The organism is Maribacter corallii (assembly GCF_047345415.1).
Classification (GTDB): domain Bacteria; phylum Bacteroidota; class Bacteroidia; order Flavobacteriales; family Flavobacteriaceae; genus Maribacter_C.
The window spans coordinates 985283-1011209 of sequence record NZ_JBLFEP010000001.1; the positions used below are offsets into that span (position 1 = coordinate 985283).

The 25927-nt window shown below is 43.3% G+C and carries 30 protein-coding genes; 10 read left to right on the plus strand and 20 right to left on the minus strand.

The window, feature by feature from the left end; translation table 11 throughout:
• Positions 1 to 32 precede the first annotated feature (32 nt).
• The gene (locus ACKWCA_RS04515; RefSeq protein WP_413976944.1) at positions 33 to 386 is read right to left on the minus strand and encodes a four helix bundle protein; all 354 of its coding nucleotides are present in this window, start codon (positions 384 to 386) and stop codon (positions 33 to 35) included.
• Between the two features lie 41 nt (positions 387 to 427).
• Positions 428 to 856, minus strand: a complete 429-nt coding sequence (locus ACKWCA_RS04520) for an OsmC family protein (RefSeq protein WP_413976945.1) — start codon at positions 854 to 856, stop codon at positions 428 to 430.
• A 124-nt stretch (positions 857 to 980) separates the two neighbouring features.
• Here ACKWCA_RS04520 and ACKWCA_RS04525 point away from each other — a divergent pair, with 124 nt between their 5' ends.
• The 3 genes from ACKWCA_RS04525 to ACKWCA_RS04535 all read left to right on the plus strand — a co-directional run bounded on the left by ACKWCA_RS04525 (position 981) and on the right by ACKWCA_RS04535 (position 2913).
• Positions 981 to 1583, plus strand: a complete 603-nt coding sequence (locus ACKWCA_RS04525; protein WP_413976946.1) for a carboxymuconolactone decarboxylase family protein — start codon at positions 981 to 983, stop codon at positions 1581 to 1583.
• A 131-nt stretch (positions 1584 to 1714) separates the two neighbouring features.
• Positions 1715 to 2296, plus strand: a complete 582-nt coding sequence (locus ACKWCA_RS04530) for a DinB family protein (RefSeq protein ID WP_413976947.1) — start codon at positions 1715 to 1717, stop codon at positions 2294 to 2296.
• Positions 2297 to 2322: 26 nt separating this feature from the next.
• A complete protein-coding gene (locus ACKWCA_RS04535) occupies positions 2323 to 2913 on the plus strand; it encodes a Crp/Fnr family transcriptional regulator (protein WP_413976948.1) in 591 nt (196 codons plus the stop codon).
• On the opposite strand, the gene ACKWCA_RS04540 is transcribed toward ACKWCA_RS04535, so the two are convergent.
• The 8 genes from ACKWCA_RS04540 to ACKWCA_RS04575 form a co-directional block, all read right to left on the minus strand.
• Entirely contained in the window at positions 2890 to 3477 is a 588-nt protein-coding gene (locus ACKWCA_RS04540) for a uracil-DNA glycosylase family protein (RefSeq protein ID WP_413976949.1), read from the minus strand. The two genes, ACKWCA_RS04535 and ACKWCA_RS04540, sit on opposite strands and share 24 nt — an antisense overlap.
• Before the next feature lie 106 nt (positions 3478 to 3583).
• Positions 3584 to 3940, minus strand: coding sequence for an SPW repeat domain-containing protein (locus tag ACKWCA_RS04545; protein WP_413976950.1), 357 nt, complete (start codon positions 3938 to 3940; stop codon positions 3584 to 3586).
• Positions 3941 to 3969: 29 nt separating this feature from the next.
• Positions 3970 to 4323, minus strand: a complete 354-nt coding sequence (locus ACKWCA_RS04550; RefSeq protein WP_413976951.1) for a hypothetical protein — start codon at positions 4321 to 4323, stop codon at positions 3970 to 3972.
• A gap of 72 nt (positions 4324 to 4395) precedes the next feature.
• Positions 4396 to 5448 carry a helix-turn-helix domain-containing protein gene (locus ACKWCA_RS04555; protein ID WP_413976952.1) on the minus strand — a complete coding sequence of 351 codons (1053 nt, stop codon included), beginning with the start codon at positions 5446 to 5448 and terminating at the stop codon, positions 4396 to 4398.
• A gap of 68 nt (positions 5449 to 5516) precedes the next feature.
• Complete coding sequence (locus ACKWCA_RS04560) at positions 5517 to 6647, minus strand: DUF819 family protein (protein WP_413976953.1); 1131 nt, start codon at positions 6645 to 6647, stop codon at positions 5517 to 5519.
• Between the two features lie 34 nt (positions 6648 to 6681).
• Positions 6682 to 7356 carry a 16S rRNA (cytidine(1402)-2'-O)-methyltransferase gene (gene rsmI / locus ACKWCA_RS04565; RefSeq protein ID WP_413976954.1) on the minus strand — a complete coding sequence of 225 codons (675 nt, stop codon included), beginning with the start codon at positions 7354 to 7356 and terminating at the stop codon, positions 6682 to 6684.
• A gap of 6 nt (positions 7357 to 7362) precedes the next feature.
• Positions 7363 to 7719 carry a DoxX family protein gene (locus ACKWCA_RS04570; protein ID WP_413976955.1) on the minus strand — a complete coding sequence of 119 codons (357 nt, stop codon included), beginning with the start codon at positions 7717 to 7719 and terminating at the stop codon, positions 7363 to 7365.
• 109 nt (positions 7720 to 7828) lie between these two features.
• Positions 7829 to 8521, minus strand: a complete 693-nt coding sequence (locus ACKWCA_RS04575) for a hypothetical protein (protein WP_413976956.1) — start codon at positions 8519 to 8521, stop codon at positions 7829 to 7831.
• A 117-nt stretch (positions 8522 to 8638) separates the two neighbouring features.
• On the opposite strand from ACKWCA_RS04575, the gene ACKWCA_RS04580 reads away from it, so the two are divergent.
• The 7 genes from ACKWCA_RS04580 (at position 8639) to arfB (ending at position 15868) form a co-directional block, all read left to right on the plus strand.
• Positions 8639 to 9283 carry a thymidine kinase gene (locus tag ACKWCA_RS04580; protein ID WP_413976957.1) on the plus strand — a complete coding sequence of 215 codons (645 nt, stop codon included), beginning with the start codon at positions 8639 to 8641 and terminating at the stop codon, positions 9281 to 9283.
• A complete protein-coding gene (gene alr / locus ACKWCA_RS04585) occupies positions 9276 to 10385 on the plus strand; it encodes an alanine racemase (protein ID WP_413976958.1) in 1110 nt (369 codons plus the stop codon). Before ACKWCA_RS04580 ends, alr begins: the two co-directional genes overlap by 8 nt.
• A 98-nt stretch (positions 10386 to 10483) precedes the next feature.
• Complete coding sequence (gene mscL / locus ACKWCA_RS04590) at positions 10484 to 10888, plus strand: large conductance mechanosensitive channel protein MscL (protein WP_413976959.1); 405 nt, start codon at positions 10484 to 10486, stop codon at positions 10886 to 10888.
• Positions 10889 to 11092: 204 nt separating this feature from the next.
• Positions 11093 to 12082 carry an aspartate-semialdehyde dehydrogenase gene (locus tag ACKWCA_RS04595; protein ID WP_413976960.1) on the plus strand — a complete coding sequence of 330 codons (990 nt, stop codon included), beginning with the start codon at positions 11093 to 11095 and terminating at the stop codon, positions 12080 to 12082.
• A 91-nt stretch (positions 12083 to 12173) separates the two neighbouring features.
• Positions 12174 to 14330: a prolyl oligopeptidase family serine peptidase gene (locus ACKWCA_RS04600; RefSeq protein ID WP_413976961.1), complete on the plus strand. Its 2157-nt coding sequence runs from the start codon at positions 12174 to 12176 to the stop codon at positions 14328 to 14330.
• A gap of 149 nt (positions 14331 to 14479) precedes the next feature.
• Positions 14480 to 15457, plus strand: coding sequence for an ABC transporter ATP-binding protein (locus ACKWCA_RS04605; protein WP_413976962.1), 978 nt, complete (start codon positions 14480 to 14482; stop codon positions 15455 to 15457).
• Positions 15458 to 15463: 6 nt separating this feature from the next.
• Entirely contained in the window at positions 15464 to 15868 is a 405-nt protein-coding gene (arfB, locus tag ACKWCA_RS04610) for an alternative ribosome rescue aminoacyl-tRNA hydrolase ArfB (protein ID WP_413976963.1), read from the plus strand.
• 21 nt (positions 15869 to 15889) lie between these two features.
• Here arfB and ACKWCA_RS04615 read toward each other — a convergent pair whose 3' ends face one another.
• From ACKWCA_RS04615 to accC, 10 genes are all read right to left on the minus strand, one after another.
• Positions 15890 to 16930: a bestrophin family protein gene (locus ACKWCA_RS04615; RefSeq protein ID WP_413976964.1), complete on the minus strand. Its 1041-nt coding sequence runs from the start codon at positions 16928 to 16930 to the stop codon at positions 15890 to 15892.
• Between the two features lie 58 nt (positions 16931 to 16988).
• Positions 16989 to 18023 (minus strand): MBL fold metallo-hydrolase, encoded by a 1035-nt coding sequence (locus ACKWCA_RS04620; protein WP_413976965.1) that lies wholly within the window; start codon positions 18021 to 18023, stop codon positions 16989 to 16991.
• Between the two features lie 23 nt (positions 18024 to 18046).
• Entirely contained in the window at positions 18047 to 20206 is a 2160-nt protein-coding gene (locus ACKWCA_RS04625) for a xanthine dehydrogenase family protein molybdopterin-binding subunit (protein WP_413976966.1), read from the minus strand.
• Positions 20207 to 20209: 3 nt separating this feature from the next.
• Complete coding sequence (locus ACKWCA_RS04630) at positions 20210 to 20704, minus strand: (2Fe-2S)-binding protein (protein ID WP_413976967.1); 495 nt, start codon at positions 20702 to 20704, stop codon at positions 20210 to 20212.
• Positions 20705 to 20721: 17 nt separating this feature from the next.
• On the minus strand, positions 20722 to 21327 hold the full coding sequence (locus tag ACKWCA_RS04635) for a hypothetical protein (protein ID WP_413976968.1): 606 nt from the start codon (positions 21325 to 21327) through the stop codon (positions 20722 to 20724).
• A gap of 1 nt (position 21328) precedes the next feature.
• A complete protein-coding gene (locus tag ACKWCA_RS04640; RefSeq protein WP_413976969.1) occupies positions 21329 to 21874 on the minus strand; it encodes a TetR/AcrR family transcriptional regulator in 546 nt (181 codons plus the stop codon).
• A 64-nt stretch (positions 21875 to 21938) separates the two neighbouring features.
• On the minus strand, positions 21939 to 22388 hold the full coding sequence (locus ACKWCA_RS04645; RefSeq protein ID WP_413976970.1) for a 3-oxoacyl-ACP synthase: 450 nt from the start codon (positions 22386 to 22388) through the stop codon (positions 21939 to 21941).
• A gap of 21 nt (positions 22389 to 22409) precedes the next feature.
• Positions 22410 to 22937 carry a hypothetical protein gene (locus tag ACKWCA_RS04650; protein WP_413976971.1) on the minus strand — a complete coding sequence of 176 codons (528 nt, stop codon included), beginning with the start codon at positions 22935 to 22937 and terminating at the stop codon, positions 22410 to 22412.
• Positions 22938 to 23151: 214 nt separating this feature from the next.
• Positions 23152 to 24264 (minus strand): NAD(P)/FAD-dependent oxidoreductase, encoded by a 1113-nt coding sequence (locus ACKWCA_RS04655; protein WP_413976972.1) that lies wholly within the window; start codon positions 24262 to 24264, stop codon positions 23152 to 23154.
• A 270-nt stretch (positions 24265 to 24534) separates the two neighbouring features.
• The gene (gene accC / locus ACKWCA_RS04660; RefSeq protein ID WP_413976973.1) at positions 24535 to 25884 is read right to left on the minus strand and encodes an acetyl-CoA carboxylase biotin carboxylase subunit; all 1350 of its coding nucleotides are present in this window, start codon (positions 25882 to 25884) and stop codon (positions 24535 to 24537) included.
• Between the last annotated feature and the right edge of the window lie 43 nt (positions 25885 to 25927).

Here is a 25927-nt window from a genome sequence, read left to right on the forward strand (position 1 = left end):
CAAGGGTCAAACTCAAACACAAAGTTGGACACCTATTCAGTTTTATTCTTTATAATCGTTGCTGTAATCCTTATCAATTGTTCGACTTCATCCAAAAGTTGGGTCCTTTTAGGGTTTTTACCGTATTGAATCTTTGAAAGGATTTTAAGATTAATTCGTGATTCTTTCAATTCTTTCAGCGAAATAGTGGCTTTATTCCTGAAGTCCTTATTGGTCTGGGCACCTTGCATTTCCCCAAAGTTAAGCGCAGAACTTCCTGCGGAGCGCAATGGTTGATGTCCATAATATTGACCAATAAAATCATTGGGCATCGCCTTGCAGAACAATGCAATGTCCGCTGCAAAATTCACCAATCTCTCTTCTAAGTCATACGGTTTATGCTGCATGCCATTGAATTTGTAATTGACCTTTGAATTTGTGTTTAATTTTATTGGTGATGAAAAACAGTCTTTATTTCCAATTCAGCGAACCGTCGGAACATCTCCATGACCCCGCAGTATTTCTCAATGGAAAGATCCACCGCCCTTTGCAGTTTTCCTTCAGAAAGATTTGATCCGTGAAAATGATATTCTATTGTCACCTTGTCATAATACCTTGGATGTTCATCAGTAAGATTGGCAATGGTTTCGATGGTAAATTCATCTACTTCTAATTTCATTTTCTTCATAAGGGATGCCACATCGAGACCGGAGCAGCCCGCAAGTGAAGAAAGCATCAATGCTTTAGGACGCATTCCGCTACCATCACCACCATCTTCCTTGGCAATGTCGATAGTAAGGTTGTATCCTGAAGGGTTATTACTTTCAAAGGCCATATTGCCGAGCCATTTCGTTGTGATATGATTTGTAGTCGCCATAATTTTTTGTTTCTTGTGTTGGTACAAAAATACGATAATCAATACTGTCATTTGAGATGGAATAAATAATTTCGAAGTCTTTTTCCTACATTTAAAAATGTCAGTTAATTTCAAACCATACGATATGCCCTTAGTAAATCCGCTTGACCCCAGCCACAGCCCTGAAACTGCAGAGTTGGCTAAATTCTTTAATGAGACCCTTGGGTTTTGCCCCAATTCCGTATTGACGATGCAGCATCGCCCGGCCATCTCAAAAGCCTTTATCAACTTGAATAAAGCTGTTATGGCCAATGAAGGCCGTGTAACTTCGGCCTTAAAACGCATGATCGCCTGGGTCAGTAGTAATGCTACGGGATGTCGCTACTGCCAAGCGCATGCGATTCGCGCGGCGGAACGCTATGGCGCCGAGCAAGAACAATTGGACAACATCTGGGAGTACCGCACCCACCCCGCCTTCTCAGAAGCGGAACGGGCCGCATTGGATTTCTCTCTGCAAGCCTCCCAAGTACCCAATGCGGTGGATACAAACATCAAAGCACGACTTTATGAGCATTGGAACGAAGGCGAAATCGTTGAAATGTTGGGCGTGATTTCATTGTTCGGCTATTTAAATCGATGGAACGACTCTATGGGCACCTCCATAGAAGAGGGGGCTGTAGAAAGTGGTGACCAATATCTAGGAAAACATGGATGGGAAAAAGGAAAGCACGACGGTAGTAGATACTAGAAAACACTTTTTCATACTTGACCCTGCCCGACAGCAGGGTTTTTACTTAATACGCCTGATTTCTTGATTCAAATCAAACTTTGTTTCCCTAAGATCATAGAACTTTGTTGTAATCAAAAAAACGAACGGTTATGGCAAAACTGGTCATTACTCCAGAAAATCAAATTCAACGGTTGAATTCCATTCTCAACACCGTAGAAAACCTTGCGTCGCTGCCAACAAATCAATTGGTATATCGGCCCAGACCGAAGTCATGGTCGGTAATTGAAATCATCGAGCACTTGAGTGTTGCCTATGATATTTATGTAGACAAAATCGATTCTGCTTTGGAAAAGCTTCCGGAAAAAGCGGGTGACAACACCTCATTTACACCGAATTGGTGGCAGCGTTTTATCATTAACGGCGTAAAACCCAAAGGAGGTCAACGCAAATTAAAAATCAAAACGCTAAAGAAGTTCGAGCCCTTACTACAGTTGGAAACTCTTGATGAAGCGACTATTGTCCCTGTTTTCGAGCGCTTTAAGAAGTTGCAACTACACCTAAAAAATGCCATTTTGGTCACTCGTTTCAAGGAAGTCAAAGCGATCAAGATCAATTCAGGAATTGGCCCTATTGTGAAGTTCTACTTGCCTGAAAGCTTCGAATTCTTGATAGCTCATATGGAACGGCACATGCTTCAAATCGAAGAGGTCTTACAGCAAATGGATTCCTAAGACATTAGAAGGAAATCGGTATTTTTATGGCCATGACCGATTCGGAATTTGAACAACTCAAAACATTCTTTTCCCTACTGGAAATAGAAGGGGAATCTAAACGTCTTTTCCGGGATTTGTGGGAGGTAAAGTCCTTTCGACAATACGATCTCTTAACCGAGGCCGGCACCACTGAAAATTACTTCTACTTTGTTTTGGAAGGGGTACAGGCCGTTTATGTACTGAATGAAAAAGGAGAAAAAGTTGTCCTCGGCTTTTCCTATACGGGAAGTCCTTCAGGCGTCTTCGATTCCTTTAGTACAAGAAAGCCATCGACCCTTTTTTTGGAGGCGCTAAAACCCACGCGGGTATTGGGCATTACATATACTGACTATCAAAACGTGTTTCAGCAGTTTTCCGGAGCCCACGAATGGGGGCATGTTTTTTTCAAGAACGTCCTCCTGGGGCGGCTTTCAAGGGAAATCGAACTATTGACATTGGACACTCGCGAACGGTATCTCGCTTTTATGCTGCGTTGCCCAGAAGAGTTGAAGGTCATTCCCCAAAAATACCTGGCTTCGTACCTCAATATGAAGCCGGAAACCTTTAGTCGTTTAAGAGCCGCTATCAACCTCTAAACTTTCAGCGACCCTTTTTTCTAAAGCAGGTAGTACCTCTTCTCCAAACCAGGGGTTTTTTGATAGCCAAAACCGGTTACGGGGCGAGGGGTGGGGCAAAGGAAAATACCGGGGCATATAGTTTTGATAGGCCTTTACCGTTTCGGTCAGGTTCTTTTCCATTTCTTCTTTTAAGTAGTACTTCTGAGCATACGTGCCAATAAGGATAATGAGTTCCAAACTAGGCATCTGATTCCATAGTTGTTCATGCCACAGGGGGGCGCATTCGGTGCGCGGAGGCAAATCTCCTCCTTTGCCTTTGCCGGGGTAGCAAAAACCCATAGGTACCAGGGCAAACTTTCTTTCATCATAGAATTCTTTATCAGTCACTCCCAACCATTTTCGCAATTGTTTCCCACTAGGGTCATCCCAAGCCACCCCTGTTTCATGTACCTTGGTTCCCGGGGCTTGACCGATAATAATGATCTTGGCTTCGGAATGGGCCGTTACGATAGGTCGCGGCCCTAATGGTAAATAGGCTTTACAGACTTCACAGCTTCTGATTTCAGATAGTAATTCTTCCATATTCACGGGGTTCTTAATTGTATGATAAGATAGCTTAAGAATTATAAAGTCAAAGCACATCGATTATAAAATCAATGTGCTTTAAAACAGTTTACGATAGCAAAACCTATACGCTAACCACTTCCGGTTTGTGCAAGCTCACCACAATTAAAACCGCGATACCGTTACTCCAATAGTAGTAGGCATCCATCCCCTCGAATGAGAAAATAAATGGCGCCAAAATAAATACTACGGCAACCAAAAAATCAACCATCAAATGAACCCGATATGGAACAACTTTAAGTATCCCAAGATGATGGTCAGTTAATATAGTTAAAACAAGTGCAGCGATCCCGGTGGCCATAGAAAGCTGTAATGCTAAGGGATTGGATTCTCCCAAACCTAGCAAGAAAGGAAGCACTATGAGGGCTAGAGCAACCGGGTAATCTAATAATGCGTGTATTCTTTTAGTTATGAATTTCATGATTTTAATATTGAATAATTTTTTTTGTATTAAGCGGCATTGAAATATTCCTCTTGAATGACTTTCCCTTCATCATTCCAGACGCGGCGAATGATTTCATGCCAGTAAATTTTACTGCCGTCTTTCATATCAAAGTCAAATGTGAATTCAGAGGCCGAAACATTTCCGTCAACAAGAGAGTGATGATGGGTAATACCATTAACGGCGGCAATCGAACCGGCAAAACCCTCCATTTTTACAATCATTTCATGTTTCCCATTTGTTGCTCCATTTCCATAATCAGAAGTAGTCGCGTTATCCGCAAAAAATTCTTTTACAGCGTCAACAATAGCTCCTTGAGCTACTATTGCATCCATTTGTGTTACTTGTGCTTTAATATCCATCTTATGATTTTTAGTGAATTTTATACTGCAAAGATGAAATGGAAGTGCCTTTTTAAGGCTACAAAAAAGACGCTAAAAGTTGTACTTTTCCGATTTGAATTCTGATGGGGTTTTTCCCGTATGATGTTTGAAGAAGTTCGAAAAGTGATTGGATTCCTCAAAACCCATTTGATATGCAATCTCTTGAATAGGCCTATCTTCAGCTAGACTAATTTTAGAAGAACTTATCAGCTCACTACGAATTAACTGGCCCAAAGAGGTATTTAGCTTATTCCGGGTTTTTTTAGATAGTGTTTTTACGGCGAGGTTCATCTTGTTAGCGTAGAACTCCAATGAACGTTGCTCAGTATGATGCGACTTTATTAAATCCAGAATATCTTGAACAAAAGTATCACGCTCTTTAAATTCAAAATTCTTACGGAACTCAGAGGGCGTACTACCTGTGGCATTCTTAAAGACTTTATTGAAGTATGCGGCATCTTTAAACCCTATTTCATAGGATATCTCTTGTATATTCTTATCAGTAAATGCAACTTTCCGTTTACTTTCGACCAATCTTTTTTTAGCAAGTAGTTTATTGATCGATACCCCTATTTTTTTATGGACCAACGTTTGAGCGTCCATTCCATTTTCGTTTATCAACTTGACCACATCCGAATTGGTCAGGTTATTGGGAAACTGCTCATCTATTACCTCTTTTACATCGAAAATTATTCGATACTCGGTTTTGCTGGCTTGAAAGGGGTTTTGCCAATACCATTGTTGGGAGGATATATCGATAATCTTTCCAGTATCTTGAGAAAAAATAGATTTATCTAGAAAACTTTTACAATCAGAACATTCAGCAAAATCAATATAACCCAGAGATATCAAATGTTTAAAAAGAACTCGAACATCCTTATTCCGAAACATGGTTTCGTCTGGAAACTCTATTTTACGCACTACAAAATCTTCGGATAGGAACTTGATATATTGCCCTTTTTCAAGGTAAATAGCCTTGTCTTGCCAGTCAAAATAATTTTCAAAATCGACTTGTATACTTCCTGACCCTTTAAGGATATGTATCAAAGTATATTTTTCGATAAAATAAACTCTATCTATTTCAGGAAAAAGTTTTGTGACCACGACAGGGTAGTTTTTAAGGGTTTAGTCGTGAAACCTAAAGTGTATTAACAGTACGCTACTAGGAAAAATTAGCCGGCAAAATAGTTTCGTAAGAGGTATATCGTCAACATTCCCCAAAAGGTTCCCGTCGCCATGCTCAAAATTGCCAGTACAATAGCATGTGGCATCCATTTCTTTTCATAGGCAGCTGTAACTGCAGGGGCAGTCGCGATACCCCCCACATTTGCCATACTGGCTATTGGCACCCACGCCATATTCACGTTGAGCAGTTTAGCAATAAGTACCATGAAAATGAAATGCCCTATAAGCCAAATTACAAGAAAGCCCAGAAAAGGAATATCAAACCCCAATGCATTTAACTGGAGTTTTAACCCTAAAATCGCCATGACGACAATGATTAAAATACTTCCCGCTTTCAGGGCGAATTTGAAATTCCATTTGGCTATAAAGTTACTTAGGGCCAACCCTACAAATGAAAGTAGCACCACCTTAATCACGAAACTTTCGATTAAAAAATTACTGAGAACTACGATTGAAAGTAAGATCAGTCCGCTCACCCACGGATTGATTTTACTTCCCTTTTCTACTCGAATATCCTCTGGAATAGCTACGTCACTTATTTTGATCCAAGTATTTAATCTACTACTTTTTTTGATGGTCTGGAACATTAATATCGTCCACACGTTTACCAAAATATTATCCATGACCAGCACCGTTAGGAATATGTTTTCAGGGCATTCCACTAATTCCTTAAGCACTAATTGGCTTGTGCTGCCCCCTATCCAACTGCCCACTATCGGTGGTATTCCCTTCCAATAGCCCTCGCTCATCATGGTTGTTGAAATGAATTCGGAATCGAAAAAAAGCAATAGTACTATCACTGGAAAAATGGCAATAAACAAAGAACCCGAGGCAAATACCACAATCGGCTTAAACCCAATAGCCTTTAATTGTCCTATAGATAAGCTACTCATGACAGCGACAATCGCCAATGGAATGAAGTAGTCTTTACTGAAATCGTGGATGATGGCCTGGGAATAATCAACATCCAATACATAGGAAATAATCGCAGGAATAAGATACGCTAACAGTATAGCAGGTACCCAATCAAAAAGTGACTTTACATGTTTGTTTTCCCAACGGTCCAAAAAATACACCGCGATGACGGTAAAGGTAGAAATAAGCCATGGTGTTAGCATAAGCCTAATTTAGAGGTTTTTGAAATAGCTTCGACTATTTTTTCCCTCCCACAACAATTACGATTTCCCCTTTGGGTGGCTTATCGGTGTAATATTGCAAGACCTCTTCCGCCGTCCCCCGAACGGTTTCCTCATATAGTTTTGTCAACTCCCTGGAAACGGATACGGCTCGATCAGCGCCAAAATATGTTACAAAGTTCCCTAGGGTTTTGAGCAATTTATGTGGGGATTCATAGAAAACCATGGTGCGGGTTTCTTCTGCTAAGAATTGTAATCGGGTCTTACGTCCTTTCTTTACGGGCAAGAATCCTTCAAAAACAAATTTATCATTCGGTAATCCACTATTGACCAATGCCGGAACAAAGGCAGTGGCTCCAGGTAGACATTCAACTTCAACTCCATTCTCCAAACAGGTACGGGTCAAAAGAAATCCCGGATCGGAAATCGCAGGCGTACCGGCATCGGAAATCAGGGCCATTGTTTCACCCGCCTTCATTCGTTTTACCAAAGCATCAACGGTCTTGTGTTCGTTATGCATATGGTGGCTCTGCATGGGGGTTGTAATTTCAAAATGGTGCAAGAGCTTACCACTAGTTCTTGTGTCTTCGGCCAAAATTATAGCTACTTCCTTTAATACACGGATGGCACGCAAGGTCATATCTTCAAGATTGCCTATCGGCGTCGGAATCAAATACAATTTTCCTGTCATCTGAAATTAGGGTCTGACTGTTTTTCCAAGAAAATACGAAACGATCAAAGCGATGAACGCAATTATGGAGAATAGCTCTCCCCCATCCTGGGCTACCTTATGAGCCGTAAAGGCGAGCATTACATCAAAAAAGAAACCGGCATAGGCCCATTCTTTCAACCACTTCGAAAAATTTCCCCAAATGGCTACCAAACCCAATATCTTGGCGATGGCCAACGGATATACTAGGTATCTTGGGTAGTCAACACTTTCAAAATAATCGGCAATGGCATCCGGATTTCGAAGATACATCTGAACCGAATAGACCATAATCGCGGTCAAAACCCCGGTCGCAAGGTAGTAGGCTATTTTTTGAACTTTCATCTACTTCTATTTTCATTTTAGCGTGGACAAGGTACGTAAAGCTGATAAATTCAAACAAAAAACCCCTCATTGCTTTATGAGGGGTTTTTTGTTTCGTTTATGCGGGTTTCTAGGCGAACCTACGTTCGATAAGGCCCATAAAACGTTCTTCGTATTCCTCTTTACCGACCCAATTGTTGTAATCAGGTTTCACCATATTGGTGATGAAAGCGATGGAACGTTCTTCGGTATCAATAGTACCCAGCTGTGACAGTACGCGATTATAATCTTCGGTACTCCCATTAAACAAGTGTTTTACGAATGCCAAGCGATTATTGAGATCTACCTTGATCTCTTTGCCGTTTAGGGTATCGTTCAATGATTTGGAGACCAGTTGTGGTTTCTCGACCCCATTTTCTTTGGGAGGCATGAAAACTTCCTTATCGTTCTTCATCAACTCGGGTTTTCCTAAAAAATCGGCCAATACCTCATCTACAGGGGTCTCGTTCGGCATTTCGGAAACCATATCCTTAATCGTATCCATACCTGGTATCATGATATCCTCTTGATGCGGGTTTGTTTCCGGAACGGCTGCATTGTCGTTCAAAACAGCGTTTGCCATGGCTTCGAATTTGGCAGCAATAACATTCTTGGAAACGTCGATTTCAATATCTTTCAACTTCTCATCTATGAACTTCAGAACGGCCAATTTCTCATACATGGTTTTTGCCGCCTCGTACAGATCGGTGATTTCGGTCATGTTTTTAGAAGTAATGATGTCAGTAGACAACTTGACCAACTCCTCTTTCAATTTTTTTTTCATCTGTGAAACTAATCGGTCTTATGTGATTTGATGCAAAAGGCGTGCCTTTTTTGGGAATTCTTGAAGTTCCCCATAACAAGAACGAAAAAACACCTTATTTTAGTCTAAAATTACAAAATGTTTCTCGAAAATACCGTTAATCACAAAGAACAGTTCGGCTGGATAGAAGTTATCTGTGGTTCGATGTTTTCTGGGAAAACCGAGGAACTGATCCGTAGACTGAAACGTGCCCAATTCGCCAAACAGAAGGTAGAGATCTTCAAGCCTATGGTCGATACCCGATATCATGAAGATAGGGTCGTTTCCCATGATGCCAATGAAATTCGTTCTACTCCTGTTCCTGCTGCAGCCAACATTCGGATTTTAGGCGATACTTGTGATGTGGTGGGCATTGACGAGGCCCAGTTTTTCGATGATGAGATCGTCACCGTATGCAATGACTTGGCCAACAAGGGGGTGCGCGTTGTCGTGGCCGGCTTGGATATGGATTTCAAAGGAAACCCATTTGGCCCCATGCCTGCATTAATGGCGACCGCGGAATACGTCACAAAGGTTCACGCCATCTGCACGCGTACCGGAAATTTAGCCAACTACAGTTTTCGAAAATCGAACAATGACAGTATTGTGATGTTGGGGGAAACCGAGGAATATGAACCTTTAAGCCGGGCTGCATACTACAAGGCCATGCTACGGGAAAAAGTGAAAGAAATGAACGTAGAAGTGCAAGAAGTGCATCCTGACCAAACAAATACGGATGTCTAAGGCCTTGGAAACCGTTCTCGAAATCGATTTGAGGGCTTTAGCGCATAACTATCGCTTTTTACGTTCTAAGCTGAATCCGGGCACCAAGTTCCTAGCTGTCGTTAAAGCTTTTGCCTATGGCAGTGATATGGTGACTGTTGCTCAACAACTGGAGCGCTTAAAGGTCGATTATTTTGCCGTGGCCTATGTTCAGGAAGGTGTTCTTTTGCGCAAGGCCGGTATCAAAACCCCTATTTTGGTGTTGCATCCCCAACCGCTGAATTTTGAGAAACTCATTGCGCATTGTTTGGAACCAAGTCTCTATTCTCCCAGAATTTTAAGCAAGTTCATGGAGGTAGCGGCAAAAACCGGACAAAAAAACTACCCGGTTCATATTAAATTCAACACAGGTTTGAACCGGCTCGGGTTTTGGGAGAACGATATCGATTATATTCAAAAGGTACTCGAAACAAAAAACGAACTTCGTATTGTTTCGATATTTTCACATCTAGCGGCATCCGAAGATCATAATGAAAAGGAGTTTACATGCAAACAGATCGAAACCTTTCAAAAAATAGCCAAGGAATTTGACAAAAAAATAAGTCATTCCCCGTTCAAACACCTTTTAAATACTTCTGGACTACTCAACTATCCACAAGCGCAGTTTGATATGGTGAGATGTGGCATAGGCCTGTACGGTTTTGGAAACGATGTAAAAATAGATCGTAAATTAAGACCTATCGCGACCTTGAAAACCGTTATTTCGCAAATTCATAAAATCGAACCAGGCGAAACCGTAGGCTATAATAGGGCATTTACTTCTGAGGGGTATCGCGTTACCGCCACTTTGCCCTTGGGCCATGCCGATGGCATCGGAAGACACTTCGGAAATGGTAAGGCCTATGTTATGGTAAATAGACAAAAAGCCCCGATAATAGGAAATGTCTGTATGGATATGGTCATGATAGATATCACGAAAGTGGATTGCAAAGAGGGAGATGAGGTCATCATTTTCGGGGCAAGCCCAAATGCAGAACAGTTTGCCCAAACCGCGAATACGATATCCTATGAATTACTTACTGCCATTTCGCAACGGGTAAGGCGTTTGATTTTAGAAGACTAGATTCGTTTTTAACATTTCCTTGGGAATCTTTTTTTTTAGTACATTGCAGCCACTACGGAATTTCGTTCCTATTTATTAACCAATTAAACACTATTATCATGTTAAAAGAATTCAAGGAGTTTATTATGACGGGCAACGTCATTGATTTTGCTGTTGCTGTAATTATGGCCGGGGCGCTTGGCGCCGTCATCAAGGGGTTTGTCGACAACATCGCCATGCCTTTTGTTGGGTATTTTGCCGGAGGTATGAATTTTGAAGATTTACATATCGCCATGGACGGTAAAGATTATGCTACCCTTGCGGCCGCAAAGGAAGCAGGAGGGGCCGTAATCGCTTGGGGTGCCTGGGTGAACACTATTATCAATCTCATTATCGTAGGTTTTATCATGTTCCTTATTGTCAAAGCCTACAATAAAACCAAAAAGCCAGCCGAGCCAGAAGCTCCAGCAGGTCCAACCGCCGAGGAGTTACTTGCCGAAATTCGTGATGCCCTGAAAAAGTAATACGATTCTCTTGCGGGGTTAACGATACCCCAGTACATCTTTCAAACCGTCAAGAGGCCCCCCGGCTCACTTGACGGTTTTTATATGCCCTAATCCAAATTGTTTTAAATCAAACAATTTGTTATATTTTTATATGATTCTATTTGAGCACATTGCCCAGTCGAGAACATTGATCTACCTTTGCACTTCTAAATTTGTTTAAACATGAGAGTAGCAGTCGTAGGCGCCACCGGAATGGTTGGTGAAGTGATGTTAAAAGTACTGGCCGAACGCAATTTTCCAGTGACGGAATTACTTCTTGTGGCCTCTGAGCGTTCCGTGGGCAAAACCTTAGCTTATAAAGGAAAGGACTATACCATCATCGGATTGTCAGATGCCGTTGCCGCCCAACCGGATATTGCCATTTTCTCAGCAGGTGGGGATACTTCATTGGAATGGGCTCCAAAATTTGCGGAAGTTGGTACCACTGTTATCGACAATTCATCCGCATGGCGTATGGATCCTACAAAAAAGCTTGTGGTCCCAGAAATCAACGCGAATGAACTGACCACCACTGATAAAATCATTGCAAACCCCAATTGCTCTACCATTCAACTGGTCATGGCCTTGGCACCCTTACATAAAAAGTATCAAATGAAGCGTGTTCTCGTGTCTACATACCAATCGGTATCAGGAACTGGAGTCAAAGCAGTCAGACAATTGGAAAACGAGATTGCCGGAATTCAAGGGGAAATGGCCTACCCTTACCCCATCAGTAGAAATGCCTTGCCTCATTGTGATGTGTTTCTTGAAAATGGATATACCAAAGAAGAAATGAAGTTGGCCCGCGAACCCCAAAAAATATTGGATGACCGCACCTTTTCAGTTAGTGCAACAGCAGTACGTATACCAACTGCGGGCGGACATTCAGAATCGGTAAATGTGGAATTCCTGAACGATTTCGAACTCAACGAGGTGAGACGCCTATTGAACGACACCCCGGGAGTAACCGTACAAGATAATCCGGATACGAATACCTATCCGATGCCTATCTACGCCCACGACAAAGATGAGGTGTTTGTGGGTCGCATAAGAAGGGACGAAACACAACGTAACACCTTGAATATGTGGATTGTATCCGACAACCTTAGAAAGGGCGCAGCGACCAACGCAGTGCAGATAGCTGAATATTTGATTAAAAACCAATTGGTATAGGGTATGTAACCAGTCTGAATGTTAAAACCTTCAAAACGCTTCTGTTTTGGAGGTTTTTTAGTCTTATTTTTAAGCTGCTAAGATTCTGAACATGAAACATATTATAGCATCTCTTTTACTAGTAATCACGCTTTTTGCGTGTAAAACCGAAACTAAAAAAGCATCTCTTACTGTGAACTATCCCGAAACCTCAAAAGCCGACTCGATCGACACTTATTTTGGAACCGAAGTAAAAGACCCCTACCGTTGGCTCGAAGATAATCGCAGTTCGGAGACAGAAGTTTGGGTAAAAGAGCAAAATCAGACCACTTTTGGCTATCTGGAGGCTATTCCTTTTCGAAACGACCTGAAAGATCGTCTAGAAAAATTATGGAATTATGAAAAGCTTGGAGCGCCGTTCAAAGAAGGTGCCTATACTTATTTCTCAAAAAATGATGGACTACAGAACCAATATGTAGTATATCGACAAAAGGAAGGTCTTGAAGCCGAGGTCTTTCTTGATCCCAATACATTTTCAGAAGATGGTACTACCTCATTGGCAGGCCTAAGCTTTACGAAAGATGGTTCGCTTGCGGCATACCTCATTTCCGAAGCGGGAAGTGATTGGCGAAAAGCCATTGTAGTCGATACCGAAACTAAAGAAGTTGTTGAAGACACGCTTGTCGATATCAAATTCAGCGGTTTATCATGGCGTGGAAACAAGGGGTTCTATTACTCGAGCTACGACAAACCCGAGGGCAGTGAATTATCGAGCAAAACAGACCAGCACAAAGTATACTTTCACCAACTGGGGACTCCACAGGAACAAGACCAATTGATCTATGGCGGAAGACCGGACGAAAAACATCGCTACGTTGGGGCTAGTGTCTCAGAAGACGAGAAATATCTAATCCTTTCTGCAGCTACCTCAACCTCGGGAAACAAACTCTTTATTCAAGATTTAGAAGACCCGAACGGACTGCTTATTACCATTGTAGGGGACACGGAATCGGATAACTCCATTATCGACAATGTAGGCTCCAAGCTCTACATCATGACGGACCGAAACGCCCCCAACACCAAAATCATCACCGTTGACGCCAAAAATCCGACCCCTGAAAATTGGGTTGATTTCATTCCCGAAACCGAGAATGTGCTCACTCCCAACACCGGTGGGGGATACTTCTTTGCAGAATACATGGTGGATGCCATTTCTAAAATCTTGCAATACGACTATGACGGAAAATTAATCAGGGAAGTAGAACTTCCCGGCTTAGGAAGTGCTTCCGGATTCGGTGGCAAAAAGGAGGATGCCGAGTTTTATTTTTCCTTTACCAACTATATCATTCCTGGTTCCTCCTATAAATACAACGTAGAAAAAGGCACCTATTCACTCCATTGGAAACCGGAAATCGATTTCAATTCATCCGATTATGAAAGCAAGCAGGTGTTTTACACCTCTAAAGACGGTGCTGAAATTCCCATGATGATCACCCATAAAAAGGGCATTGAACTCAATGGGAAGAATCCGACCATTCTCTATGGGTACGGAGGGTTCAATGTGAGTCTTACCCCTTCATTTAGTATCGTCAACACGATTTGGATGGAACAGGGTGGAGTTTACGCAGTTCCCAACATTCGAGGCGGTGGGGAGTACGGTAAAAAATGGCACAATGCCGGCACGAAATTACAAAAGCAGAATGTTTTTGATGACTTCATCGCGGCAGCTGAATACTTAATCGAAAAAAACTATACCTCATCAGATTACCTCGCTGTTAGAGGAGGTAGTAACGGCGGCCTCTTGGTAGGCGCCACGATGACGCAACGCCCTGAACTGATGAAAGTAGCACTACCAGCGGTAGGTGTTTTGGATATGTTACGCTATCATACGTTTACGGCAGGAGCAGGTTGGGCCTATGACTATGGTACCGCCGAAGACAACAAGGAGATGTTCGAATACCTTAGAGGCTATTCCCCGGTTCACAATGTAAAAGCCGGAACCGCCTATCCCGCTACATTGATTACGACCGGAGATCATGACGACAGGGTAGTACCTGCCCATAGTTTTAAATTTGCGGCGGAACTACAAGAAAAACAAACCGGAAAGAATCCGACCCTGATTCGAATAGAGACCAATGCAGGTCACGGCGCAGGCAAACCTACCGCCAAAATCATTGAGGAGTATGCTGATATTTTTGGTTTTACGCTCTACAATATGGGCTTTGAAGAACTCCCGAACAAATCGGTGTTAAAAGAATTTAAGGAGTGACCTCAATAATTTATTCCAATGTCCGTTTCTTATCTAAGGTGTGGACCTTAATCTTTATTCCCTAGAAATCAGTACTGGGATGCCCCACTAAAGATTACCAAAATCCAATGATAAAAAGGAAGTACGCTTAACCTTATCCCCATTCAAGAATGCTACAAGTAGATCATGTTTCCTTTGCTTATGATGAGCTTCCGGTATTGGAAGACATCAATCTAAAAGTACGCCGTGGAGAACACGTCTCCCTCATCGGGGAGAGCGGTTGTGGTAAAAGCACCTTGCTTAAGATAATTTATGGACTTCTTCACATAAAGGTTGGGGAGGTCTATTGGGAAGAAACTCAAGTTCTTGGCCCATTACACAATTTAGTGCCGGGAGAACCGTATATGAAATACCTCTCGCAGGACTTCGATTTGATGCCCTACACTACCGTTTTCGAAAACGTTAGTCAGTACCTATCGGTCTTTGAACCTGAAGAACTACAAGATCGCACACAAGAGCTCTTGGAAATGATCGAGATGACCGAGTTTGCCGATACCAAAGTTAGAACCTTGAGTGGGGGCCAACAACAACGTGTGGCCTTAGCAAGAGTATTGGCTCAACAGCCTCAAGTGTTATTATTGGACGAGCCCTTTAGTCACATTGACAACTTTCAAAAAAACGGACTCCGAAGAAATTTGTTCTCTTATTTGAAAAAAGAGAATATTACCGTGCTTACAGCTACCCATGATCACAATGACATGTTACCGTTCGCCGATCGCGTGATTGTTTTACGTGACAAAAAAATCATCGCCAAAGACACCCCTAAAAATCTATACCAGCACCCTAAAGACTTATATATTGCCTCACTTTTCGGAGAGGCGAACAAAATACCCATTAACATCATAAAGACATATGCCGATACCAAAAGACGTATCATCGTATATGCGCATGAATTCAAGGTTTCTGGAAAATCAGGACTCGAGGCAGTGGTGAATCAGTCCTATTTTATGGGTGGTCATTATTTAATCGAAGGCACTTATGAAGGCCAGAACATCTACTTTCATCATCACGGACCCCTTGAAAAAGGCAAAGAGGTCTTTTTGAATGTTTCCATCGAAACCATTAACCAGCGCTTGGCGGTTACCTAATGTGACATGAATCAATCCCTGCTTCTTCAAGAATTACAGTTCAAGGCCGTTCGCAGCAGCGGGGCTGGCGGACAACATGTGAACAAGGTATCCACAAAAATAGAATTATCATTTAGTGTCGCGAATTCTAATGCCTTGTCCGATCTAGAGAAAGAACGCCTGTTTTTAAAGCTGGGGAATCGATTGACGAAAGCCGGCACCTTACTCATACAGTGTGATGAAAGTCGAAGTCAGCATAAAAACAAAGAACTGGCCATCAAACGCTTTTTGACCGTTTTGAAAGCTGCTTTGAAAGTTTCAAAAAAGAGAAAAAAGACCAAGCCTTCCAGAGCAGCTATCGAAAAACGACTGAAAGCCAAGAAAAAAGCTTCTCAAACAAAAGCCAATAGGGCCAAGCCATCCTTGGATTGATCAGGCTATATTCTTCAATTGTTACATGAGAATATCATTGACCGGTTGAATGGCCTCCGGTAATTCGGTTTCTCCCAACATCTCTCGTAAATCGATTTCAATGGTTCTACAAAGGGATAGCATCGGAATATCGTTTCCTAGCCCCTCAAAGGGATTTTCAGAATAATCACCCACCAACTCCATCATAAGATATACCCAACCCACCAGAATGGTAAAGGGAATGGATAACCACACCCCGAACTCACCTAATTTGGCGAACTCTGACACCATCCCGAAGGGCAAAAGAAAAATAAAGATGCCGATAAACACAAAGCTCATACTACCATACTGTCGCGGTAATGGAAATTTCTTTATACGCTCACATTGCCCTTGAAAAGTATAAAAGTCACTGAGAATTTTTTGAAGTTCCATATGCCGGAAATCGTCAATTACATCTTGTGCTCTGAGTTCTTTCAAATCTTGGGACTGTTGATCTATGATTTGGGTGGCCGTATTTTTGTAGTTGATCAAACGTTGTAGTTCGTCTTCGGGTAAAAAAGCCTTCAATTCATCTTCCGTTATCCCGTCATTGAACAACCCAACACCCCAATGCTTCATGCGTCTTTTCGCTTCCCTTGCCACAAGCCTACCCTGATTCACATGCTCCCATTGGGTTGGGATGAGCAACTGACTCCGCAAAGCGTACAACCAGCCGATATGTCGGTAGATCATTTTTTTTTGAAGCGATCTTAACGTGGCATCCTCGACCTTTTCCGTCCGAAACTGATTGCTGACATACCCGCGAATGGCGGCTCCCCATGAACGACTTGAATTGACAATGGCTCCCCAAATCTTTCGGGCCTCCCATAATCTGTCATAGGCACTGTTGTTCTTGAAACCGACATAGAAGGCTACAGCCGTTCCGATAACCGATAAGGGCAACCACGGAATGACCATCCAATCTTTCAAACCGGTAAACTGATAGAGCACGGCGGTACCAATGGCCCAAGTGGCGAGCCAAACCAAATGACCACCGCTGAAACGCAGTATCGATTTTAGACCAAAATTCTTTTTTACATACATATGAATCGGTTTTTAGCTCGTATAGCACCCTGAATTAGGTGTTTTTGAGATAACGTTATCATGACTCCCACCATTTTTTGTTGATGTGGGAATCATAGTTCACTACAGCTCCCATTAAGGGGTATATCTGCCGCACCTTTTGCTCTTCCGATGCCTTGACAAAACGTTCTATAGGGTCTGTCCAACGATGTTGCGCCAAAGCGAATCCGGCCCAATGAACAGGCATGATACGCTTTGCTCCGGCATCTTGGGCGGCTTGCACCGACTCTTCAGGAAACATGTGTATCTGATGCCAATTCTCATTGTATTGCCCACACTCCATAAACGCAAAATCAAAAGGCCCTAATTTTAGCCCTACTTCCTTAAAATGGTCACCATAACCACTATCACCACTAAAGTAGATCCTTTCAGCCGCTGTTTTCAATACCCAACCGCCCCATAGCGACTTTGCACGATCGGTCAAACCCCTACCCGAAAAATGTCGCGTTGGTGTAAAAGTGATTGAAATACCCGCATAACTGGTCGTATTCCACCAATCGAATTCCCTTATTTTTTCTTTGACTATCCCCCACTTTTGCAAATGCCTAGAACAACCTAAAGCAACATAATATTCCTTCACCTTAGGAAGCAATAGCGCTATACTCTCCAAGTCTAAATGATCATAGTGGTCATGGGTCAGCAGTACCAAATCTATTTCGGGAAAGTCGTTGATAAGTGTCAAGGTGTTCTCCGAAAACCTCTTAATCGGCACTGGTGAAATAGGTCCGGCATTGGGTCCGAACATTGGATCGATCAAGATCGTCTTATTGGCCATTCGGAGCAACACTACGGAATGGCCATACCAAACAAACTTCATCCGATCGGAAGGTTTCAAGAATGCCTCTTTGTCAAAAGGGAGTATCGGTAGCGGCTCTTGGGGTTCGCGTCCTTTTTTTTCGAAAAACTGCTTGTACAGCAATTTGGGCAACTGTAATGGGCTTATGCTCATCCCTGTTTCCTCCAAATTCACGAATTTTTTCCCGTCCCACTGTTCGGATCGACTATACTCCTGTTCCAGCGTTTTTGAGACTTTCCCACCAAACTGCTTTGTCATACGCTTCTTGCTTCTTTTATCATTTAGGCTAATTTTAAAGGCATTTCACGAAGCCGCTGCCCGGTAAGTCTAAAAACGGCATTGGCCACCGCAGCGCCAATTGGTCCTAACGGCGGTTCTCCGACGGCACCTGGTTTATCATCATTTTGCAACAAGACCACATCGATTTCCTTTGGTGCATGCTTCATCAAGGCCATTTGATAAGGCCCATAAATGGTTGGGGTCAACTGGCCATCTTCCACATCCATCTTTTCGAATAGGGCCGCACTCATTCCCATAATAATCGCTCCCTCACATTGGGCACGTACTTGATCCGGATTGACTGCGATTCCGGGGTCCATTGCACAGGTCACCTTATGTACCTTGATTTCCTTGTTCGATATGGATACTTCAACGACTTGGGCGCAAGGGGTATTGGCGTCGGTAGAGGCGGCGAAGCCCATAGCCCTTCCATCAATGACCTCATCGGTATAGCCTGATTTTTCAACCACCGCCTTAATCACCTCCTTTAGCCGAAAACCTCTGGTATCGTCTTGAATCTGAGCCAACCGAAACTCGGCAGGGTTCTTCTCCGCGGCTATGGCCAGTTCATCGACAAAACTCTCAATGGCGAAAGTGTTCGCCAACAGCCCTAGACTACGCCACCAGCTTGTGGCAAAGGGAAGGGTCACACGCCATGAAATGGTTCTGAAATTGGGTATGGCCCCATACTGGATCATCCCGCCCCTCCAAGCACCTAAATCGGCCCCAAGAATTGGGGCGGCAATAGCAGGCAACATAGGAGATCCAAAAGCAACATCACCACTAGAAACGTTATGTTCGATTGCCGCTATCATTCCACTTTCGGTCAACTTCGCTTTTAACACATGATGGGTCGGGGGCCGAAACGTATCGTTTTGAAACTCTTCTTTTCTTGTAAAGAAACATTTTACGGGTTTGCCGACTATTTTAGACATCACTGCCGCTTGTATCGCATTGGGCGTATGTAATCTACGGCCAAAACCGCCCCCTAGAAAAGTAGGGACGATGTTGACCTTGTCTTTCTCGAAATCTAATCGCTCCGCGATTTCATCTCGGGTGATTTTGACGACCTGAGTCGACATATATATCGTAGCCTTATTCGATTCTACATGGGCCAAGGCCCCATTTGGTTCTATTTGGGCATGTGCCCCTATGGGGCTTTTATATTCTTGAACAATGATTCTTTCTTCTTCATTTAATAGGCTTTCAGCATCACCTTCCTCTTGAATCACAAAAGGTTCTCCTTGACCTACAGCGATCATGGCCTCTATATCGGCTGTCTGCCAATCACGCTCCACCTTCCAGTTTACTTCAATGGCATCTTTGGCATTCTCGGCTTCGATCAAGCTATTGGCCACCACCCCTACAAAATCAGGTTCTTTGATTATTTTGATGACTCCGGGCATTGCTTCTGCCTTTGAAATGTCGGCATCGATGTACTTCGCCCCAATCGCCGAAGAACGTACAACGGCACCATATAGCATATCTGGCAAGGTAGCGTCCATTCCAAAAATGGGCGCCCCGAATACCTTGTCCTTCAAATCTACACGCGGAATGGGTTTACCTATGTACCGATACGATTTCATATCCTTTAAATCAGGAATGTCCGGCACCTCCCATTCAGATACGTTCTGCGCTACCTCTGCATATGTCATGGTTTTTCCATCACCGGAAACGACCCCATTTTCTATCGTCAGTTGTTCAGATGGAAGTTCCATTTTATCTGCAGCCTTGTTCTTTAGCATCTCACGCATGGTAGCGGCCAATTCACGTAACGGAACCCATAAAGAAGATACGGAAGTACTGCCGCCCGTAGCAAAGCTGTCCATATTACCGGAAGCCGTGGTCGCATGCACCACTTTTATTTGTTCTATGGATACTTCAAGTTCATCGGCGGCCATTTGGGCTAGACTTGTAAAGGTTCCTTGACCCATTTCGACTTTCGGACTGTACAAAACGATTCTATTGTCCTCAGTCACCTCGAACCAGATAATCGGCGAACTTGTATCCCCCAAATAAGGGGTTTCCCCTGAATCAACGGCCCCGGCGATAACCCTCCGAATCGGATTTCTGAATAGATAGGTTCCCACAGCAAGAACACCTACCGTACCTAAGGTACCGCGAACCAAGAACTTTCTCCGGGATATTCTTTTCTTGCTCATGGGCTATGATGTTTGGGTTTCAGTGGATGCATTCATTACAGCCTGTAATTCCGCCGCCTTGTGTATCGCCTTTCGCATACGATAATAGGTGGCGCAGCGGCATACGTTAATGATATTCTGGTCTATCTCTTCATCGGTCGGATTGGGAACCTTGTTCAGTAGGGCCGCAGTGGCCATCATGAAGCCGGGCTGACAGTACCCGCATTGGGGTACGACCTCTTCGATCCATGCCTGCTGCACAGGATGCGGATTTTGTTCATTTCCCAATCCTTCAATAGTGGTTACCTCTTTTCCCTCAACAAATTTTATCGCATACGAACAAGAACGAACCGCTTCTCCACCTACATGCAAAGTACAAGCTCCACAGGCCGCTTTGCCGCAACCGAATTTGGTACCTTTAAGGTCAAGTATATCTCGAACCACCCATAGCAAAGGCGTGTTTTCATCTGCTATTTCTATTGATTGCGCAGTTCCGTTTATGGTAAATGATATCTTCATGGTGTGCTATTTAGCTATTAATCCTCAGGTACTATGGCACCGTTTTCAATCCATTCCTTTACAGCCGCCCGGTATTCTTCCAAAGGAACCGGTGGGGGTTCTCTGGGAATCCCTTGGGCATCTACCCCCGGTTTCCATGCCCAGAGCACCAGCTCATGCTCAGTCAGGTGATGTTCCAGTTCGGTTAGGCTTCGGTCGCCATTGTGCTGTCTATTGAGCATTGATCGGGCAATTTCGTTCCTGGTGAGTCCTTCCCATTTCATTTTATCAGGGGCAAGTGACCATTCAGGGGCTCCTGGAACACCTGAATACCTATTGTTTTCGGTTTGATGACAGGTGGTGCAATTTGTGGCTTGGTAACCAAGGTTGTTTTCGCCACGAGCCATCCCGAAGTAATGCGGATGACGGTCATCCCCTTGTTTTGGAATATTGTCACTAGGATGACAATTGACGCAGCGGGGACTCATCAATACGTCCATCATTTTGTGGTACGCCTCATCTTCAACGGGATTATCCAATAGTACAGAAAGGTTTTCTCCCTTTGTTGACGGATAGCTCATTGCGACTACAACTCCCGTCAAAAGAAAGCCAAAGAACATATATCCAAATGCTGATTTTCCCATACTACCTGTTTTTAGATGCGTTATTCCGTATCTCGTACTTTGTCAATAAGAAATCTTGTAGGGCCAACTGACTGTCTAGTCCTTCCCTTAAGATACCCGCTGAAATACTTTCTATGATATGACTCAATACCTCTGCCTCCTTTTTGGGCTCATTATAATTCAATTGGTCAAAAACCCAGGTCAATTTTTCGATTATAGGCTTCATTCTTTCCGTGGAACTGTATTCTATTTCCCATTTCAGCTTAAACAGTAATTTCCAGAATTGATATTCGGAAGTCTCTATTTCAAAAGGCAACACGATATACTTTTCCAACACTTTTTTGGGTTGGGTCTCTACCATAATAGGAAGGAACAGCTCGTTCATTTTTTCGAATGCCTGTTCCAAAATTGCCTCCAAAAGACCTTGTTTACTGAGAAAGTGTCGAAATATAAGTCCCTCAGAAACTTGAGCCGCTTTCGCAATCTTATTGGTCGAGATGGCTTTATACCCTTCGTTAGCAAAGAGTTTTAAGGCGGCAAATAGAATCTGTTCTTTCTTATCGGTCATAAAAATTGTGAGTACTCACTCACTAAAAGTATAAAACATTTGATCAATCACCAAATCTTGGCTTTTACATTACCTGTTCAATCACTAAAGTAGTATCATTAAAAATAGCAGTATCCCCAACGGATTTTCCGAACAACGCCTTAGCGATAGGGGTTGCCATTGAAATACAAAAAATGGTCTCCTCATTTTCGGTATAGGCTCCGGCAGAGATGCCGAGGTAGTAATTCGCCTTTGACGTCTTGACCCAACTTCCCAAACCAATACGGGTGGCTCCTGCATGTACTGGGACTTTGACCAGAATTTGGTTCATTTTTTCGGCCTCCTTCAACTGTTGGCCTAATTTTTCCCGTTCAAGTTGTAGCATAGCCCTACCGGTTTCGTGTTTGTCTCCAGCGCTGCTTTTGGTCTCAGAGGCCAACGCTTCTTGAACTTGGTCGATATCCCTATGGATACGTGTCAAACGCGTTTTTACGAATACTTCGCAGAAAGCATACAGCCTTTCTTTCGTGTTCATTGGCAAATATACGGATTGCTTCTAACTGGGGAGATGGTATAAATCCGCGAGACGATACATTAAAAAAGCTACCATTTCGTCGTCGCTGCTTTTCTTTTTGTACATATTATAGACGGTCTCTCGGTACTCTTTCTTGAAGTAGTCCAAATCACCGGTGCGGTCGTCGCTGAATACTTTCCATGATTTGAGTCCTGAAAGCATGCGTCTATGGGCTAAGAATCTCTGGTACACTAGGGTGAATTCTTCCTGTATCACCAAATCATCCATTTTATCCTCATTTTTTGCATAGAGTCTTTTGTACTCTTCCCCAAGTCGAATATCGGCCCTTTCAGCCTCGACAATCAGCTTAAAATAGGCCCTTGATACCAGGGAGTTGAATTTTTTGTTGAATTTAGGATGCTCGGGGCCTTTGTTTTCAACTACGGTAGTTTTGATGGTTATCGAGGTTTTTGAAAACGGTTTATCCATGGCATAGCCCGTAAAGCTGCTTAAAAGCCCTACTGCCAAAACTACCGTTACCCTCACCGATTTCTTTATTCCGCTTTTCACTTGCCTTCTTCATGGTTTTGCGACTTTCGATGAGGCGCGTTTGGCATCACATCGACGTCGACCATGGCAATAGGTAGAAATAGCAGGCACAAAATGCCAACTAAAGCATGTTCATATTTAGGGGAATAAGGTTCGGGGCCGAGCCTTTTTACGGGGTCACTAATATAAAAATTACCGCTGGTAGAATCAAAGAAGTTCGACGAAATTCTTGTTTTTAGGCCAAGTCAGCCAGCTCTTTCCCTACTGAACTTCCTATGGCAATACCCATTCCACCCAATCGTATACCACAGTATACCCGATCAGATAGTCGTTTCAAAATAGGTTTCTTTTGTTTTCCAACCCCCATGATTCCGCTCCACCGTTGATCCACTTCAACAACGGCATGGGGTACTATCACTTCCCTAAGTAGGGTTTCCAGTTGATCTTGTATACGCTTGGTTTGACCGAAATCCATCGTTTCTTCTCCTTTGAAGTCCAAATTTCTACCCCCACCAAAAAGAATGCGGTCATCGATGTTCCGAAAATAGTAATACCCTTCATCGAAATGAAATGTACCGCTAATGTGTAGCTTTTTGATCGGTTGTGTAATCAGCACTTGTGCCCGTGCTGGGACCACCGTCTTTCCCAATAGCTTTTCTGAAAAGCCGTTGGTTGCAATGAACAAGCGGCCGGTCTTAAACTCCATTGTTTCGAGATGCACACTTACCTCTTGTCCAAGGTCTTCGAAAGACTTGACTTCAGTAGCATTTAGGATGCCGATATTCTTTTGTTGCACCAGTCGCAGCAATTGGGTCATCATTTTACCGGTATCTATTTGACCTTCGTGTATATGGGTGATGTAACTTTCCTTTATTCCTTTAAAACGAAATTTATTTTCGCGGATTTCAAAAGAACCAGTACCAAAAACGGGCGCCAACAGGCCATTTACTCGGCTCAATTCACTCAAACAACGTGAATATAAGCGCTCATCTTTTTCAAGAAACAATTCATGTCCTCCATGGTTTTGAAAGTCGATGGCCGTATCACCCAAATTCTTTCGCAACAGGGCAATACCGTCAAAGCGCTTTTGAACCAATTGCACGGTTTCTTCCTCACTATGGGATTCCAAATCCGCCAGTATTTCAGATAAGCTTCCAAAGCATGCAAATCCGGCATTTTTGGTACTTGCGCCTTGGGGTAAAATCCCTTTTTCCAAAACGAGAATTTTGGCCTTAGGATACTTTTCGCGCAAAACCAAGGCACAATTCAGGCCTACGATACCGCTACCTACTATCGTAAAATCAACATTCGAAAACCATGATTTATATTCCCAATAACTCAAGTTCATAGTACTAAAATACGAACTTATCACACTTAAATAGGTGAAGCCCGGGTAAGGGTCGACACAAGGTGTAGAAGAATAGCCAAACCTACTTAAAAAGACCGCCTAGTAGGTTTTATGCCCATTGCTCAAAGGGCATACTTTGTACGCTTTAGGTTTGCGGTGGCATTTTATCGATAAAGCACCTAAAACGCTAGCATCAAAAGGGTATAAAAACGAATAACCGACCCTAGGGTCGGTTATTATTCGGTGTTTTCAAAGTACTTTATTCGCTAATTACTCCGATTCGGGTGCCATTTCGAAGTCTTCCATGAACTTTGTGGTATAGTTTCCAGCAAGGTAATCAGGATGCTCCATCAATTGCCTGTGAAAAGGAATCGTGGTCTTTACGCCTTCAATAACGAACTCGTCAAGAGCGCGCTTCATTTTGTTAATGGCCTCTTCACGCGTCTGTGCCGTAGTAATCAACTTGGCGATCATGGAATCGTAATTCGGTGGAATACTATATCCGCTGTACACATGTGTATCCATTCGAACCCCATGCCCCCCGGGCGTGTGCAAGGTTGTTATTCTACCGGGCGACGGTCTGAAATTGTTATAGGGATCTTCCGCATTGATCCTACATTCAATGGAATGCAATTTGGGCAGGTAGTTCTTCCCTGAAATAGGTACGCCACCGGCCACCAAAATCTGTTCCCGGATCAAATCGTAATCCACTACCTGCTCGGTTATGGGGTGTTCGACTTGAATTCGGGTATTCATTTCCATGAAATAGAAGTTTCGGTGCTTGTCGACCAAAAACTCTACCGTTCCCGCACCCTCATATTTTATAAACTCCGCAGCTTTAATAGCCGCATCGCCCATTTCCTTGCGTAATTTATCGGTCATGAACGGAGACGGGGTTTCTTCCGTCAACTTTTGGTGTCTTCGCTGTACGGAGCAATCCCTTTCGGAAAGATGGCAGGCTTTTCCGTATTGGTCACCTACTACTTGAATCTCGATATGCCGTGGCTCTTCGATCAACTTCTCCATATACATTCCACCATTACCAAAGGCAGCGGATGCTTCTTGTACGGCACTATCATAGAGGTCTTCCATTTCGGCCTCCGACCAAACAGCACGCATCCCTTTTCCACCGCCGCCGGCCGTAGCCTTGATCATTACCGGATAGCCCATCTTTTTGGCCTGCTTCTTCGCATCGGCGACATCTTTCAGAATACCGTCAGAGCCAGGGACACAAGGTACCCCTGCTTTTTTCATTGTGGCTTTTGCCGTCGCCTTGTCGCCCATCTTATCGATTTGCTCTCCAGAGGCGCCAATAAACTTAATCTGATGTTCCGAACAGATTTTCGAGAACTTGGAGTTCTCGGACAAAAATCCGTATCCCGGGTGAATGGCATCAGCATTGGTAATCTCTGCTGCTGCGATGATATTCGGAATTTTGAGGTACGACTCACTACTAGGGGCCGGACCTATACAAACCGCTTCATCGGCAAAACGCACGTGAAGACTCTCTTCATCGGCTTTGGAATAGACCGCTACGGTCTTAATGCCCATCTCTTTACAGGTTCGTATGACGCGTAACGCTATCTCTCCCCTATTTGCAATCAATATTTTTTTAAACATAATGGTACCAAATTTCAAATTTCAAGCACCGAATTGCCCATAA